Below are 15,074 nucleotides of genomic sequence, written 5' to 3'. Positions count from 1 at the left end.
GAACAAGCAATTGCTTGTTCCGCGCACCCATTGCCTGTGGTCAGTCCCGGTGCGGAACGAGGGGCCTGCCGAGCCGCTCCACCTCAGACGCACACTCGTGCGCGCGTTCCCTCACACAGACGTGTCCCACACGTACGCCGTCTCGCAACGCGTACGTCGCCATGTACAACCCACCCAGCACCGCGTCCCGCGCGCGCCGCAGGCGCCAACAAACAGCCGCCGCGAATCGGCGACCGTGCACTCCACCCGCCGGAACCGCACAGGCCTGCACGCCGCCGGATACATCCACGCGGCAGCACTACCCGCGCGCGCCGGAGGCGCCAACTGGTCGGCCGCCGTGAAGCGGTGAACCGTCCCGCTTTACCCCACAGCAACCCCGGCGAACCACTCCACCTCGCGGACACGTCCTCGTGCGTACGCCATCCCACGGGCATGCACGTCGCCGGATGCACCCGGCCGGCAGGACCACCCGCGCGCCGGAGGCGCCGACCGGTCAGCCGCCGCGAGGTGGTGACCGCTGTGCTTCGCTCACCCGAACCGCACGGGCGTGCACGTCGCCCAATACACCCGCCCACGAGCGCCACGCGCCAGCAAGCAGTCGCCGCGGAGCGGGGACGTTTGGGGCGGGGGCGGGGAGTCTGGGGGCTCCCCGCCGGAGTGGGTCAGTCTTTGATGCCGGACTGGGTGACGCCTTGGATGAGGTAGCGCTGGAGGAAGGCGAAGATGAGGACCAGCGGGAGGATCGACACCGCGACCGCCATGAAGAGTTCGTGGATGTTGATCGTCTGGGCGGTGATGAACGTCGACATCGCGACCTGGATGGTCCACGACGACGAGTCCTGGCCGATCACGAGCGGCCACAGGAACGAGTTCCAGTTGCCGATGAACGTGATCGCCGCCAGCGCCGCGAAGAACGGCAGGGAGTTCGGTACGACGATCCGCCAGAACACCCCGAAGTACCCGGCCCCGTCGACCCGCGCCGCCTCCTCCAGCTCCCGTGGGAACCCGAGGAAGTACTGCCGGAACAGGAACGCGGCGAACCCACTGAACAGCGTAGGAATGATCAGACCCCGCAGCGACGACACCCACCCGAGTGACGACACCACGATGAACGACGGGATGAACGTGACGGCGCCCGGGATCATCAGCGTCGCCACGATCGCGTAGAAGATCTTGTCCGCGTGCCGGTAGGGAATGCGCGCCAACCCGTATCCGGCCATCGATGCCAGCAGCAACTGTCCCGCCGTGCCGAGCACACCCACGACGGCCGAGTTGTACAACGCCCGCGCCATCGGCACGGTCGTGTCGTTGAACAGCTCGCTGATGTTGCCCCACTGCAGATGCGACGGGAACAGTGTCCAGGTAGGCGCCGTGATGTCGGCCTCGGTGGACAGCGCGTTGCGCAGGATCAGGTAGAACGGCAGCAGGAACAGCACCACCGCGATGAACAGCGCGATCCAGCGCAGCCCGGTCCCGACCCGGCCGAGCGGGGTCTGGGTGAAGCCGATCGGCTTCGGCGTACCGGTCGTACGTTCGGCGTCGGCCATCAGTCGCCCGCCTTTCCGAAGCCGAAGATCCGGCTCTGCAGGAGTGTCACGAGCATGATGATGACGGCCAGGATCAGGGCGCCGGCCGAGCCGTGCCCGAGGTCCTGGATCGAGCCGAGCGAGATGCCGTACAGGTAGACCAGCGGCGGCCGCGCGTAGTTCACGTTGCCGATCAGGTTGTAGAACTCGTCGAAGGCCTGGTACGCCGCGATCAGGTTCAGGATCAGTACGGCGACCGATGTCGCCCGCAGTTGCGGCAGCGTGATGTACCGGAAGATCTGCCACCCGGGCTTCGCCCCGTCGACGTACGCCGCCTCGTACAGCGTCGGCGAGATCCGTTGCAGGCCGGCGATGAACAGGATCATGTAGAACCCGAGCTGCAGCCACAACCGGACCGTCACCAGCGGCAGCCAGTACCACGGCGGCGAGACCGTCGAGAGCCAGGCGATGTTGTCGATGCCGAACCAGCCGAGGACCGTGTTCGCGAGACCGAACCGGACGCCGTTGAAGATCGACAGCCGCCAGATCAGCGACGCGACGACGTACGAGCAGGCGGTCGGCAGGAAGAACACCGACCGGAAGAACGCCCGCGCGATCTTCACCTGGTTGACCAGCAGCGCCAGTGCCAGCGAGAGCACGAACGTCAGCGGCACGATGAACACCGCGAAGATCGTGAACGTGCCCAGGCTGGACAGGAAGTTCTGGTCGGTGAGCATGTCGATGTAGTTGCGGAGCCCGACGAACTTCGACGGCGTCGCCGTGTTGTACGCCTCGAAGAAGCTGAGGACCAGGCTCCAGATGATCGGCAGGTACGAGAAGATCAGCAGCCCGAGCACGAACGGGCCGACGAACACCCAGAACCACAGGGCGTTCCCTTTGATCCCCTTCTGTCGTCGCCGTGCACCCCGCCGCTCACCAGCTGCCGCGGGGTCCGTGCGTGTCTTGACAGTTGAGCTCATCCGAACAACCGCTGCAGTTCGTCGTTGACGGTCTTCTCCGCCTTGGTGATCTCGGCGGCTGGGTCGGCTCCCTTCTTGATGATGTTGGTCAGCATGTCGCCGAACGCCGTACCCATCTTCGGGGTCCAGGCCGGGTCGTCGGTGTGACCGTAGTCCTGGGTCAGCTTCACCGTGTCGGCCGCGACGCCGCTCTGCAGCTTGGCCGCCTTGGCCGCGACGCTCTTCCGCGGCGGGATGTGGAAGCCGTAGCTCAGCGACCAGTCCTCCTGGTCCGCGGCCTGGTCGATCCACAGCCACTTCACGAACTTCTTCGCCGCGTCCACGTTCGCGCTCTTCGCGGACACGAACTGGGTCCAGCCGCCGGAGTACACAGCCGGCTTGTTCGACGCGTCGAGGGCCGGGAACGGGATCACGCCGAGGTCGTCGCCGAGCGCCTTCTGCATGCCCGGCACCGCCCACATGCCGATCCACTGCATCGCGCACAGGCCCTGGGTGATCGCGCTCGGGTCGGTCCAGTCGGTCGGCGAGCCGAGCAGGATGCTCTTGCTGGCGTAGAGCTCGTGCAGCTTGCCGAACATCTTCGCGGGGCCGTCGCCGGAGAAGCCCGGCTTGTGGTCCTTGGTGAGCCGGTCGCCACCGGCCGCCCAGAGCGCCGGCGAGCCGAGCGCGAGGCCGCCGTCGTTGCCGACGAACATGCCCTTCATCTTGTTGGTGGTGAGTGCCTTGGACGCCGCGATCAGGTCGTCGATGGTCTCCGGCGGCTTGATGCCGGCTTTGTCCAGCAGGGACTTGCGGTAGTAGATGACCTGCGGGTCGATGATCATCCGGATGCCGTAGATCTTGCCGTCCACGGTGTTCGTGGCCAGGTCGCCGGGGAGGAAGTCGTCCTTGACGTCGGCGATGATGTCGTCGAGCGCGACCACCTGGTTGCTCTTCACCATGCTGATGTTCAACTGGCTCTCGAAGACGTCAGGGCCCTTGTTCGACAGCAGGCCCGATGCGAGCTTGCTGCCGTAGTCGCCCGGGGTCCACTGCACGGTGACGTTCGCGTCGGTGTAGGCCTTCGCGTACTTCAGGGCTGCCTGCTGGGTGCCGGCCTCGCCGTACTGGTGGTACCACTGCGAGAGGCTGGCTTTGGATCCACCACCACCCCCACCGGACGACGGTCGGCCGGTATTGCCGCCGCAGGCCGCGGTGAACGCGGCGAGCGCGGCGAGTCCGCCGGTCCGCTTCAGCAGATCGCGCCGGGACAGTCCGGCGTTCGGAACATGAGCAGGCATGAATTCCACCTTCCCGAGAGGGAACGTCGCAGGGGTACGACGCACGGTTCCGAGGTACTTAACGGCGTTAAGCATCTCCGAGTTCTGGCACACGGTACTGCAAGTCAATCGTTGTAGAAGTGCCAGCACAATGTCTCAAAGGCGCGCCCGGCGCAAGACCGGACGCGCTGTTCTTTGTTTGATCGTGTGTAGTTGGTACCGGGTCGTGATCAGCCGAACAGTTCCCCCGCCGCAGCCTTGCGGACCAGCAGCGCCGGCGGCTCGAAGCGTTCGCCGTACGTCGCTGCCAGCACGCGCGCCCGCTCAGTGAATGCGCTGAGTCCGTACGCGTTCACGTACTGCAACGCCCCGCCGTGCAGCGGCGGGAACCCGATGCCGAAGATCGACCCGATGTTGGCGTCCGGAACCGACCGCAGCACGCCCTCGTCCAGGCACTTCACGGTCTCCAGCGCCATCGCGAACAGCATCCGCTCCTGGAGGTCGATCAGCGGTCCCTCTGCCCCGGCCGGGAAGTGTTCCCACAGCCCCGGCCACAAGCGCTTCGGCCCGTCCGCCGGGTAGTCGTAGAACCCGGCTCCCGCGGCCTTCCCGCGGCGGCCGAACTCGTTGACGAGCCGATCGGCGACCGCCATCCCCGGATGCTCGTCGAACGCCCCGGCGCTGTCGCCGGCCGCCCGGGCGGCGTCGCGGATCTTCTGCGGCAGCGTGAGCGTGACCTCGTCCAGCATCGCCAAAGGCGGCGCGGGGAAGCCGGCCTGGGTCGCGGCCCGTTCGATCATCACCGGGTCGACGCCCTCGGCCACCATCGCCGCGCCTTCCATCACCAGCGTGCCGAACACCCGCGACGTGAAGAACCCGCGGCTGTCGTTGACCACGATCGGCGTCTTCTTGATCTGCCGTACGACGTCGTAGGCCTGCGCGATCGCCCGGTCCGACGTCTTGGCGCCGGCGATCAGCTCGACCAGCGGCATCCGGTCCACCGGCGAGAAGAAGTGCATGCCGATGAAGTCGTCCGGCCGGTCGATCCCGTCCGCGAGCGCGGTGATCGGCAGCGTCGACGTGTTCGAGCAGAGCAGCGCGTCCGGCTCGACCACGCCGGCGATCTCGGCGAACACCTTCTGCTTCAGCCCGCCATCCTCGAAGACCGCCTCGATCACCAGATCGCAGCCGGCGAGATCGTTCGGGTCGCCCGTCGGCGTGATCCGGCTGAGGAACGTCTCCGCGTCGGCAGCGGTCGAACGGCCCTTTGCGACCTGCTTCGCGAGCAGTTTCTCGGAGTATTCCTTTCCGCGCGCGGCCGCCTCCAACGAAACATCTTTGAGCACAACCTCGATACCGGCCTTGGCGCACACATAGGCGATTCCGGCGCCCATCATCCCGGCACCCAGCACGCCCACCTTGCGCGCCCGGTACGCCGGTACGCCGTCCGGCCGCGAACCGCCCGCGTTGATCGACTGCAGGTCGAAGAAGAACGCCTGGATCATGTTCTTCGCGACCTGCCCGGTGGCGAGCGACACGAAGTACCGGGACTCGATCCGGGAGGCCGTCTCGAAGTCGACCTGGCTGCCCTCGACCGCGGCGCTCATGATCGCCCGCGGCGCCGGGTACGGCGCGCCCTTGAGCTGCTTGCGCAGGTTCGCCGGGAACGCCGGCAGGAACGCGGCCAGCTTCGGCGAGGCCGGCGTACCGCCCGGGATCTTGTAGCCGTCGCGGTCCCACGGCTGCTTGGCGTCGCCGTCGTACGACGTGATCCACCGCCGGGCCGCGTCCAGCAGCTCGTCGGCAGGAACGACCTCGTCGACGATGCCGACCGACTGCGCGTGCGCGGGCTTCATCCGCTGGCCCTGCAGCAGCACCTTCATCAGCGCGTCCTGCAGGCCGAGCATCCGCACGGTCCGGGTCACTCCCCCGCCGCCGGGCAGCAGGCCGAGCGTCACCTCCGGTACGCCGAGCTCGATGCGGTTGTCGTCGGCAACGATCCGGTGGTGGCAGGCGAGCGCGATCTCCAGTCCGCCGCCGAGCGCCGAACCGTTGATCGCGGCAACCACCGGTACGCCCAGGGTCTCCAGCGACCGCAGCTGCTGCTTCACGAGTTCGATCGTCGAGAACACCTGCGCGGCGTCCGACGGCTGGATCTGCGACAGCTGCCGCAGGTTCCCGCCGGCGAAGAAGGTGGACTTCGCCGACGTCACGATCACGCCCTTGAGCAGCGCCTTCTCGGCCACCAGGCGTTCGACGGTCCGGCCCATCGCGGCGACGTACGCGTCGTTCATCGTGTTCGCCGACGCATCGGGATCGTTCAGCGTCAGCGTGACCACGCCCGCGTCGTTCTTCCACTCGATCATGCGGCAAGCCTTTCGATGATCGTCGCGACGCCCATCCCGCCGCCGACGCACAGGGTGGCCAGTCCGTACCGGAGCTCGCGGCGCTCCAGCTCGTCCAGCAGGGTTCCGATCAGCATCGCTCCGGTGGCACCGAGCGGGTGCCCGAGGGCGATCGCGCCGCCGTTCACGTTCACCTTCTCGTGCGGTACGCCGAGGTCCTTCATGAAGTGCATGACCGCCGCCGCGAACGCCTCGTTCATCTCGAACAGGTCGATGTCCGACACGTCCAGCCCGGCGCGGGCCAGCGCCTTCCGGGCCGCCGGTGCGGGGCCGGTCAGCATGATCGTCGGGTCCGCGCCGCTGACGCCGACCGACACCACCCGGCCGCGTGGCGCCTGCCCGAGCGCCTCGCCAGCCTTCTCGTTGCCGATCGCGACCAGCGCGGCGCCGTCCACGATCCCGGACGAGTTGCCCGCGTGGTGCACGTGCTCGATCCGCTCGACGGTCAGGTACTTCTCCAGCGCCACCGAGTCGAACCCGCCGTGCTCCCCGATCGCCGCGAACGACAGCGGCAGCCCGGCCAGCGTCTCCACCGAGGTCCCCGGCCGGACCAGCTGGTCGTGGTCGAGGATCCGCAACCCGTTCCGGTCCACCACCGGTACGACGGAACGCGCGAAGTACCCGTTCGCCCAGGCCTTCGCGGCGCGGGCGTGCGACTCGGCGGCGTAGGCGTCGACGTCGGTCCGGGAGAACCCGTCGATGGTCGCGATCAGGTCCGCGCTGATGCCCTGCGGGATGAACCCGGTCTGCAGCGCGGTCTCCGGGTCCATCGCCCAGGCGCCGCCGTCGGAGCCCATCTTCACCCGCGACATCGACTCGACGCCGCCGGCCAGGATGAAGTCCTCCCAGCCGGAGCGGACCCGCTGCGCAGCCTGGTTGACAGCCTCCAGCCCGGACGCGCAGAACCGGTTCAGCTGTACGCCGCCGGTGGTCTCGGGGTAGCCCGCCATCAGTACGGCGGTCCGGGCGATGTCCATGCCCTGGTCGCCGATCGGCGTCACCACACCGAGGACGACGTCGTCGATGGCGGCCGGATCGAGGTCGGGGTGCCGGGTCCGCAGCTCGTCCAGCAGGCCGGTGATCAGCTGGATCGGCTTGACCTCGTGCAGCGCGCCGGCCGATTTCCCCTTGCCGCGCGGTGTGCGGATCGCGTCGTACAGGAAGGCGTCACTCATGAGGCCGATTGTGACAGTTGTACTGTCATGATGGTCAAGTGCGGACCGTTATGATCTCCGCCATGTCCGAGGTGGCGGGGGACGCGACGTTGACGGTGGACGAACTGTCGGCGCGTGTCGGGATGACAGTGCGAACGTTGCGGTTCTACGCGGGCCGGGGCCTGATCCCGCCGCCGATCCGCCGGGGCCGCGTGGGGTACTACGGAGCCGAGCACATCGCCCGGCTCGACCTGGTGCGGGAGCTGCAGGCGCACGGGTTCACGCTGCAGGCGATCGAGGGGTACCTGGACCGGATCCCGGCCGACGCCACCCCGCAGGACATCGCGCTGCACCGGACGCTGCTGACGCCATGGATGCGCGACCTCCCCGAGACCCTCGACCGGGCGGCCCTGGTACGGCGTACCGGCCGGGAGCTGAGCGACGACGACATCGAGATGCTGGTCGCGCTCGGAGTCGTCGAGCCGACGCCGGACGAGGACGTGTTCCAGGTGGCGACCGCGCACCTCAGCCTCGGCGTCGAACTGCTCGACCTGGACCTCCCGGTCGAGGCGGTCCTGGACGCCGGCCGGATCTTCACCGAGCACGGCCGCGCGATCGCCGAGGAACTCACCGAGGTGTTCCGCACCAAGGTCTGGCCGCACTACCGCGACTCCGGCGGCCCGCCCGAACACATCCAGCAGCTCGTCGAACGCTTCAAGCCCGTGACGATCCAGGGCCTCGTACTCGCGTACGAACGTGCCGTCGGCGAGACCCAGCGCGACACGATCCGCCGTACGCAGAACAAGCCGCGCTAGTTGGGGATGCGCAGGTATGTCAGCCCTCGTAGGTCCAGGTAGGTGTCGTTCGGGGTGGTGACCACGCGGAGCAGGACGGCGTCGCACCCCGGGCAGCGGGCCACAGTGCCGGGGGCGTTGACGTACACGCGGGCCTCGGCGAACACGTTGGTCTGCCCGCAGCCGTCGCACTGGCCGATGGCGGCGGTGAGGTCCACGGCGAACAGTTCGCTCAGCGATCCCGCCAGCGCGTTGCCATCAAGATGGTTCATCCGAAGCGCTCCGTTCTGACACGGGCCGGGTCGTGGCCGGCCGCCACCAGCAGGTCCGCGACCGCCTCCACGAACGGCGTCGGGCCACACACGTACGTCGTCGCGCCGGCCTCGGGGCCGAACGCGTACCGCTCCAGCACGTCTGCGTCGATCCGGCCCACCCGCGACTCCCCCGCCGGCGCCTCGCGCGTGTAGACGAGATGTACGTCGACGTCGTCCGCCGCGGCCAGTTCCTTCAGGTCGCGGACGTAGATCACCGACTCCGGGCGGCGAACGGAGTACAGCAGCCGCATCGGGGTCGACGGACCGGCAGCCGCCTGCAGCATCGACCGCAACGGCACGACCCCGGATCCGCCGCCGATCAGCTGCACCGGGCCGTCCTGCCCGGGCTTCCACACGAACCAGCCGCCGACCGGCCCGCGGATCTCCAGCGGGTCCCCGGGCTTCAGCACGTCGACCAGGTACGGCGACACCTCGCCGTCCGGGACCTGTTCCACGGTCAGCTCGATCGTGCCCTCGGTCCACGCGGACGCGATCGAGTACGACCGGGACGCGTGGTACCCGTCGTCAGCGGTCAGCCGTACGTCGAGGTGCTGGCCCGCGAGATGACCGGGCCAGTCCGGGACCTCCAGGACGATGGTGCGCGCCGTCTCGGTCTCCCGCCGTACGTCGGTGACCGTGGCGACCTGCCACGTCAGTCGCCGGCGTATCGCTGTTCTTTCCATGGGTCTCCGTACTCGTGGTAGCCGGCGGTCTCCCAGAAGCCGAGGTCCTCGGTGTCGGACAGCACCAGGCCGCGGACCCATTTGGCGCTCTTCCAGAAGTACAGGTGCGGGACGAGCAGCCGGGCCGGTCCACCGTGCTCGGGGTCCAGCGGCTCACCGTCGTACTCGTAGGCGATCCAGGACTGCCCGTCGAGCAGGTCGTCGAGCGGCACGTTGGTCGTGTAGCCGCCGTAGCTGTGCGCCATCGCGAAGTCCGCGCCGGTCTCGACGTCGGCGAGCAGCGTGTCGAGCGAGACGCCCTGCCAGCTCGTCTTCAGCTTCGACCAGCGGGTCACGCAGTGGATGTCCTTGGTGATCTCCTCGGACGGCAGCGCCATCAGCGCCGCCCAGTCCCACTTGTACTTCTCGCCGGTCTCGGTGGTGACCGTGAACTCCCAGTGCTCGGGCAGGACGTGCGGCGTCGGCCCGGCCGACAGCACCGGGAACTCGTGTGTCAGGTACTGCCCCGGCGGCAGCTCCGAGCCACCCCGCCGCCGTCCGGTGAACCCCGGGGAAACGATCCCCATGGCGACCCTCCCTCGGTGTGCGATAACTCCCTGTACGCAGGTCTAGACTGCTAGCTCTCGCTGCCCCGGACCTCGGTAGCTCCCGTTGCTGCCACCTGCCCCGAGGAAGCTCTGATGTGCGAATGGTACGGCGCTCGTCCGCCGGTGGACGAGTGAGGATCACCGAAGCGGGTACCGGTGCGGCGGTGGCACCGAATCCGGCCGCCGCACAAGAGTCCGAAGCACGTGTCCCGATGAGCCTGACAACCCTCCCGAGGCCGCTAGAGTGGAGTATTCGCCGAGCGGCGGCACGAACGTGGACGGGATGCGTGGATCTGGACCGGAGCGCCAGAGTGTGGGGGGCGATCAGAGCTACCGCGCACGGTGACGGCACGCCGCCGTCGCTGCAGCACGCGGTCGATGCCTGCGCGTCCGGGTTGTCCGCGGCGGGTGCCGGGTTCGCGATGACGCCGGGCGGCGGCGTCTGGGAACCTCTGTTCTCCAGTGGTGCCGCCGCGACCGAACTGGACGAGCTGCAGTTCACGCTCGGCGAAGGCCCGAGCGGCGAAGCCGTCACGAGCGGTGCGCCGATCCTCGAATCGGACCTGTCCGGCATCGGGGCCGGCCGCCGCTGGCCCGCGTTCGCGGCCGGCGCCACCGAGCGCGGGATCGGCGCCGCGTTCGCGTTCCCGGTCGGCTTCGGCGCGGCGCAGGTCGGCGTACTGACCGTCTACCGCCGCGATCGCGGTCCACTGCCCGCGGAGCTGCTGGAGGACGCGCTGGTGTACGCCGACGCGCTCCTGGTGCTGGCGCTCGACAACCGCAGCGGGATCGCGACCGACACCGACCAGCAGGTCGAGGCCGCCTTCTCGGCCCGGCGCGCGGAGGTCCACCAGGCCGCCGGAGCGGTTGCCGCCCAGCTCGTCGTCAGCGTCACCGATGCCCTCGCCCGGCTGCGCGCGTACGCGTACAGCACCGGACAGTCCCTGCAGATGGTCGCCGCCGACGTGATGGCCGGCCGCCTGCGCCTCGAGGCCGACCCGAAGGAGACGCGCTCCCACCATGACGAGTTGGAGCAGGAGGATGACTCATGAGCACATCTGACCGGAGGGTGCGGGAAGTCTTCATCGAGTTGTCCGACACGCTCGTCGCCGACTTCGACATCATCGAGTTCCTCGACCGGTTGACCGCCCGCTGCACCGAGCTGCTGGACGTGGCCGCCTGCGGCATCCTGCTCGTCGACCACCACGGCGCGCTGAACCTGGTCGCGGCCTCCAGCGAACAGGCCCGGCTGGTCGAGCTCGTCCAGCTGCAGAACCTCGAAGGACCGTGCCTCGACGCGTTCACGACCGGGCGTCCGGTGCAGTACGCCGATCTGCGCGACGGCGGGAGTCCGTGGCAGAGCTTCGCGGTCGCGGCCGTGGAGGCGGGGTACCTGTCGGTCCAGGCGTTGCCGATGCGGCTGCGGGACACGACACTCGGCGCGGTCAACCTCTTCAGCGAGGAGCTCGGCCCGCTCTCCACGGAGACCGTCGTACTCGGGCAGGCGCTGGCGGACGCGGCGACGATCGGGATCCTGCACCAGCGGGCTTTGGCCCGCCAGGAGGTCGTCACGGAGCAGCTGCAGAACGCGCTGAACAGCCGAATCCTGATCGAGCAGGCGAAGGGATACCTCAGCCACAGCTTGTCGATCGGCACCGACCAGGCGTTCGCCGTACTGCGCACCTACGCCCGCTCCACCAACCGCCGCCTGACCGAGGTCGCCGCCGACGTCGTCCACGGCCGCCTCACGTTACCCACCCCGACAGCCGATTGAGTCGACCGCTTCAAGCGCCCGTATCCCTTCCCGGAAAGCGCGCTCCGTAGCTACTCTGTGTTGGCCTGTCCAACAAGCCCCAGCCCCCGGCCCGGACGCGCCGCGACCGCAGGGAGGGGTGACCGCGGCACGAAGGCACCCGGGTCCCGTCGCACACCACGACGGGACCCGTCTTCTTCAGATGCCCATGGTTCTGCCGATGATTTCCTTCATGATTTCGGTGGTGCCGCCGTAGATGGTTTGGATTCGGGTGTCCAGGTAGGCCTTGGCGATGGGGTACTCGGTCATGAAGCCGTAGCCGCCGTGGAGTTGGAGGCAGCGGTCCACGACCTTTTTCTGGAGTTCGGTGGTCCACCACTTGGCCATCGCGGCTTCGGCGACGGTCAGGGTGCCCGCGTTCAGTTCCTGGATGCAGCGGTCCACGAAGACTCTGGCGATCTGGGTTTCGGTAGCTAGTTCGGCTAGGACGAAGCGGCTGTTCTGGAAGGAGCCGATGGGCCGGCCGAACGCCTTGCGGTCCTTCACGTAGGTGAGGGTGTCCGCCAGCATGTTCTCGCAGGCAGCCGCCGCGACCACCGCGATCGTCAACCGCTCCTGGGGCAGCTTCTCCATCAGGTAGACGAAGCCCTTGCCCTCCTCGCCGAGCAGGTTCTTCACCGGCACCCGGACGTCGTCGAAGAAGAGTTCGGCGGTGTCCTGGGCCTTGAGTCCGATCTTGTCGAGGTTGCGGCCGCGTTCGAATCCGGGCATTCCCCGTTCGACCACGATCAGGGAGATGCCTTGGGCACCCGCCGACGGGTCGGTCTTGGCGACGACGATCACCAGGTCGGCCAAGATTCCGTTGGAAATGAAGGTCTTCTGGCCGTTGAGGACGTAGTGGTCACCATCGCGCCGCGCGGTGGTCTGGATCCCCTGCAGGTCACTCCCCGCGCCGGGCTCGGTCATCGCGATCGCCGTGATCGTCTCCCCCGAGCAGAACGCGGGCAGCCAGCGCTTCTTCTGTTCGTCGGTCGCGTAGTCCAGCAGGTACGCCGAATTGATGTCGGTGTGGATCGTGAACCCGACCCCACTCGCCCGCACTCGGGTGAGCTCCTCGATCAGTACGGCGTTGAACCGGAAGTCTCGCGCTCCGCCGCCGCCGTACTCCTCCGGCATCATGAACCCGAGCAGCCCCGCCGCCCCCGCGGCCTCCCACAGCGCGCGCGGAACAATGCCGGCCTCCTCCCACGCGTCGTGGTGCGGGACGATCTCCTTGTCGCAGAACGCCCGGACGGTGTCCCGGAAGGCATCCTGATCGGCGTCGAAGAGCTGACGTTCCACGGGCGGTTCCTCTCAGAGTTGTACGGCTGCGCCCGACTCGAGCAAGCCGTCGATATCGCCGATACCCCAGTCGGCGAGCGCCTCCCGGGTGTGCTCCCCCGGCCGTGCGGGCGGCCGGTCCAGGCTGGTCGGCGTACGGTCGAACCGCGGTGCGGGGGCCGCCTGCCGCACCCCGTCCACCTCCACAAAGGTGCCGCGGGCAACAAGATGCGGATGGTCCGCGGCCATCGGCAGCACCGGCGCGACGCAGGCGTCCGAGCCGTCGAAGACCGCGGTCCACTCCGCCTGCGTCCGTTCGCGGAACTTCTCGGTCAGCGCCTTCCGCAGCTCCGGCCACTGCGCCGGATCGTTCCGGTCCGGCGCATCGAGCCCGAGCTTGTCGATCAGCTCGGCGTAGAACTGTGGCTCGAGCGCCCCGACCGCCACATGCTTCCCGTCCGCGGTCTCGTACACGTCGTAGAACGGCGCGCCGGTGTCGAGCAGATTCGTGCCGCGCTCCTGCCGCCACGACCCGGCCGCGAGTGCGCCGAGCAGCATCGTGGTCAGATGCGCCGACCCGTCGACGATCGCCGCGTCCACGACCTGCCCCTGCCCGCTGCGCTGCGCCTCGTGCAGCGCCGCGAGGACGCCGATCACCAGGTACAGCGAGCCGCCCGCGAAGTCGCCGAGCAGGTTGGCCGGCACCTGCGGCGGTCCGCCCGCGCGGCCGATCAGGTGCAGCGCACCCGCCACGGCCAGGTAGTCGATATCGTGCCCCGCCGTCTGCGCCAGCGGCCCGTCCTGCCCCCACCCGGTCATCCGCCCGTACACCAGCCGCGGATTCAGCGCGTGACAGTCCTCCGGCCCGAGCCCGAGCCGCTCGGCGACCCCAGGCCGGAACCCTTCGACGAGTACGTCGGCCTGCGCGACCAGCCGGCGTACGACGTCCACAGCGGCCGGCTGTTTCAGGTCCAGTGCGGCGCTCCGGCGGCCGCGGTTCACCAGGTCCAGCTCCGGCGGTCCCATCGAGAGCCCGCCGCCGGGACGGTCGATCCGCAGTACGTCGGCACCGAGCTCGGCGAGCAGCATGCACGCGAACGGCGCGGGGCCGATCCCGGCCAGCTCGACCACCTTCACGCCCTCGAGTGGACCCATACCGGCCATTGTGACAGTTCCACTGTCACGGTCGTCAAGTGACCTTGCGCACGCCCGCCAGCGCACTCAGCGGAACCAGCGCCATCAGCCCCACGCCGACGCCGAGCACGACCGACCAACCGGGCTCGTCGCCGTTGAGATGACCGAGGTGAAAGGCCAGGTGCGGGACCGCGAACGCCAGGTACGCGAGCAACGCGACAGCCACCAGCCAGCGGTCGAACCGGATCGCCGCCGCGGTCAGCACGATCCCGATCCCGAGCGTCGCGCCGCCGAAGTCATGGAACAGGTGATCGTTGTACGGCGGATCCCAGTCGACCGTCGGCACGTGGTCGTAGAACGTCTTCGGCAGGAACGTCAGCCAGAGCCCGAGGATCAGCTCGAGCACCGCGAACACTATCAGCACCACGCGCACGTACGTCCTCATCGCAGGAACTCCGCGAACGTGATCTTCCCGTACTCCGGCCCGTCCACCGTCGCGTCACCGGCCGCGAACGCCCCGAACGTCTTCCCCGGCACCCGCACCGGCAGCACCGCGCGCCGTACGGACCGCGCGTCCTTCCACAACCGCGCCAACTCGACGACCGTGCGCCGTTCCGGACCGCCGATGTCCGGAGCGCGACCGTTCAGCGGCGGCTGTTCCACCAGTTCGGCCAGCCGGGCCGCGACCTCCTCGACCGCGATCGGCTGCAGCGTGACGGAGGGCGCGAGGACGGCGGGGAGGAACCGCTGGGCGCTGAGGACCTTGTCGACGAGGTTGTGGAACTGGGTCGCGCGCAGCACCGTGTACGGCACGCCGGACTCGGCGACCAGGCGTTCGGCCTCGAGCTTGTACCGGTAGTACGGCAGTGGGATGCGGTCGATCCCCGCGATCGACATCACGATCAGGTGGCGTACGCCGGAGGCGGCCGCGAGCAGGTTCCGGGTCTGCTCGACGTCCCGCTTGCCCTGACTGGTGGCCAGGTGGACGACGATGTCGAACCCGTCGAGAGCCAGACCTTGGCCCGTGGTGAGGTCGCCGACGACCCGATCGGGCCCGGGCTTCCGGCTCAGCACGCGCACCTGGTGTCCCTGGAGCCGGGCGACAGTCGGCCGACCGAGCGTGCCGGTGCCGCCGGTGACGAGTATCGAGGTCATTCGCTTGGTG

Annotated in this window: 15 protein-coding genes; 3 read left to right on the top strand and 12 right to left on the bottom strand. The window is 68.7% G+C overall.

Annotated features, from left to right (window positions below):
• Positions 1 to 662 precede the first annotated feature (662 nt).
• The 5 genes from ACFV9C_RS22190 to ACFV9C_RS22170 form a co-directional block, all read right to left on the bottom strand.
• Positions 663 to 1,547, bottom strand: a complete 885-nt coding sequence (locus ACFV9C_RS22190) for a carbohydrate ABC transporter permease (RefSeq protein WP_380196239.1) — start codon at positions 1,545 to 1,547, stop codon at positions 663 to 665.
• Positions 1,547 to 2,506 carry a carbohydrate ABC transporter permease gene (locus ACFV9C_RS22185; RefSeq protein ID WP_380196237.1) on the bottom strand — a complete coding sequence of 320 codons (960 nt, stop codon included), beginning with the start codon at positions 2,504 to 2,506 and terminating at the stop codon, positions 1,547 to 1,549. Before ACFV9C_RS22185 ends, ACFV9C_RS22190 begins: the two co-directional genes overlap by 1 nt.
• Positions 2,503 to 3,786, bottom strand: coding sequence for an ABC transporter substrate-binding protein (locus tag ACFV9C_RS22180; protein ID WP_380196235.1), 1,284 nt, complete (start codon positions 3,784 to 3,786; stop codon positions 2,503 to 2,505). The genes ACFV9C_RS22185 and ACFV9C_RS22180 overlap by 4 nt, the downstream gene beginning before the upstream one ends.
• Before the next feature lie 209 nt (positions 3,787 to 3,995).
• On the bottom strand, positions 3,996 to 6,131 hold the full coding sequence (locus tag ACFV9C_RS22175; protein ID WP_380196234.1) for a 3-hydroxyacyl-CoA dehydrogenase NAD-binding domain-containing protein: 2,136 nt from the start codon (positions 6,129 to 6,131) through the stop codon (positions 3,996 to 3,998).
• Positions 6,128 to 7,345: an acetyl-CoA C-acetyltransferase gene (locus tag ACFV9C_RS22170; protein ID WP_380196232.1), complete on the bottom strand. Its 1,218-nt coding sequence runs from the start codon at positions 7,343 to 7,345 to the stop codon at positions 6,128 to 6,130. Before ACFV9C_RS22170 ends, ACFV9C_RS22175 begins: the two co-directional genes overlap by 4 nt.
• A gap of 62 nt (positions 7,346 to 7,407) precedes the next feature.
• On the opposite strand from ACFV9C_RS22170, the gene ACFV9C_RS22165 reads away from it, so the two are divergent.
• Positions 7,408 to 8,139 (top strand): MerR family transcriptional regulator, encoded by a 732-nt coding sequence (locus tag ACFV9C_RS22165; RefSeq protein ID WP_380196230.1) that lies wholly within the window; start codon positions 7,408 to 7,410, stop codon positions 8,137 to 8,139.
• Here ACFV9C_RS22165 and ACFV9C_RS22160 read toward each other — a convergent pair.
• From ACFV9C_RS22160 to ACFV9C_RS22150, 3 genes are read right to left on the bottom strand one after another with little or no spacing between them, the layout of a single operon-like run.
• The gene (locus tag ACFV9C_RS22160; protein WP_380196228.1) at positions 8,136 to 8,390 is read right to left on the bottom strand and encodes a DUF6510 family protein; all 255 of its coding nucleotides are present in this window, start codon (positions 8,388 to 8,390) and stop codon (positions 8,136 to 8,138) included. The genes ACFV9C_RS22165 and ACFV9C_RS22160 overlap by 4 nt on opposite strands.
• Positions 8,387 to 9,115 (bottom strand): ferredoxin reductase, encoded by a 729-nt coding sequence (locus ACFV9C_RS22155; protein ID WP_380196227.1) that lies wholly within the window; start codon positions 9,113 to 9,115, stop codon positions 8,387 to 8,389. The genes ACFV9C_RS22160 and ACFV9C_RS22155 overlap by 4 nt, the downstream gene beginning before the upstream one ends.
• Positions 9,085 to 9,681 (bottom strand): sulfite oxidase-like oxidoreductase, encoded by a 597-nt coding sequence (locus tag ACFV9C_RS22150; protein ID WP_380196226.1) that lies wholly within the window; start codon positions 9,679 to 9,681, stop codon positions 9,085 to 9,087. The genes ACFV9C_RS22155 and ACFV9C_RS22150 overlap by 31 nt, the downstream gene beginning before the upstream one ends.
• A gap of 308 nt (positions 9,682 to 9,989) precedes the next feature.
• On the opposite strand from ACFV9C_RS22150, the gene ACFV9C_RS22145 reads away from it, so the two are divergent.
• Positions 9,990 to 10,754, top strand: a complete 765-nt coding sequence (locus ACFV9C_RS22145) for a GAF and ANTAR domain-containing protein (RefSeq protein WP_380196225.1) — start codon at positions 9,990 to 9,992, stop codon at positions 10,752 to 10,754.
• A complete protein-coding gene (locus ACFV9C_RS22140) occupies positions 10,751 to 11,476 on the top strand; it encodes a GAF and ANTAR domain-containing protein (protein ID WP_380196224.1) in 726 nt (241 codons plus the stop codon). Before ACFV9C_RS22145 ends, ACFV9C_RS22140 begins: the two co-directional genes overlap by 4 nt.
• Positions 11,477 to 11,653: 177 nt before the next feature.
• On the opposite strand, the gene ACFV9C_RS22135 is transcribed toward ACFV9C_RS22140, so the two are convergent.
• From ACFV9C_RS22135 to ACFV9C_RS22120, 4 genes are read right to left on the bottom strand one after another with little or no spacing between them, the layout of a single operon-like run.
• On the bottom strand, positions 11,654 to 12,796 hold the full coding sequence (locus tag ACFV9C_RS22135) for an acyl-CoA dehydrogenase family protein (RefSeq protein WP_380196223.1): 1,143 nt from the start codon (positions 12,794 to 12,796) through the stop codon (positions 11,654 to 11,656).
• 12 nt (positions 12,797 to 12,808) lie between these two features.
• Positions 12,809 to 13,930: a CaiB/BaiF CoA transferase family protein gene (locus tag ACFV9C_RS22130; RefSeq protein ID WP_380196222.1), complete on the bottom strand. Its 1,122-nt coding sequence runs from the start codon at positions 13,928 to 13,930 to the stop codon at positions 12,809 to 12,811.
• Between the two features lie 34 nt (positions 13,931 to 13,964).
• Positions 13,965 to 14,354: a hypothetical protein gene (locus ACFV9C_RS22125; RefSeq protein ID WP_380196221.1), complete on the bottom strand. Its 390-nt coding sequence runs from the start codon at positions 14,352 to 14,354 to the stop codon at positions 13,965 to 13,967.
• Positions 14,351 to 15,064, bottom strand: a complete 714-nt coding sequence (locus tag ACFV9C_RS22120) for an SDR family oxidoreductase (RefSeq protein ID WP_380196220.1) — start codon at positions 15,062 to 15,064, stop codon at positions 14,351 to 14,353. The genes ACFV9C_RS22125 and ACFV9C_RS22120 overlap by 4 nt, the downstream gene beginning before the upstream one ends.
• Positions 15,065 to 15,074 lie beyond the last annotated feature (10 nt).

The organism is Kribbella sp. NPDC059898, from assembly GCF_042730855.1.
Lineage (GTDB): Bacteria > Actinomycetota > Actinomycetes > Propionibacteriales > Kribbellaceae > Kribbella.
Note: the sequence above shows the minus strand (reverse complement) of the source record. Positions and strands in the feature narration are given on the sequence as shown.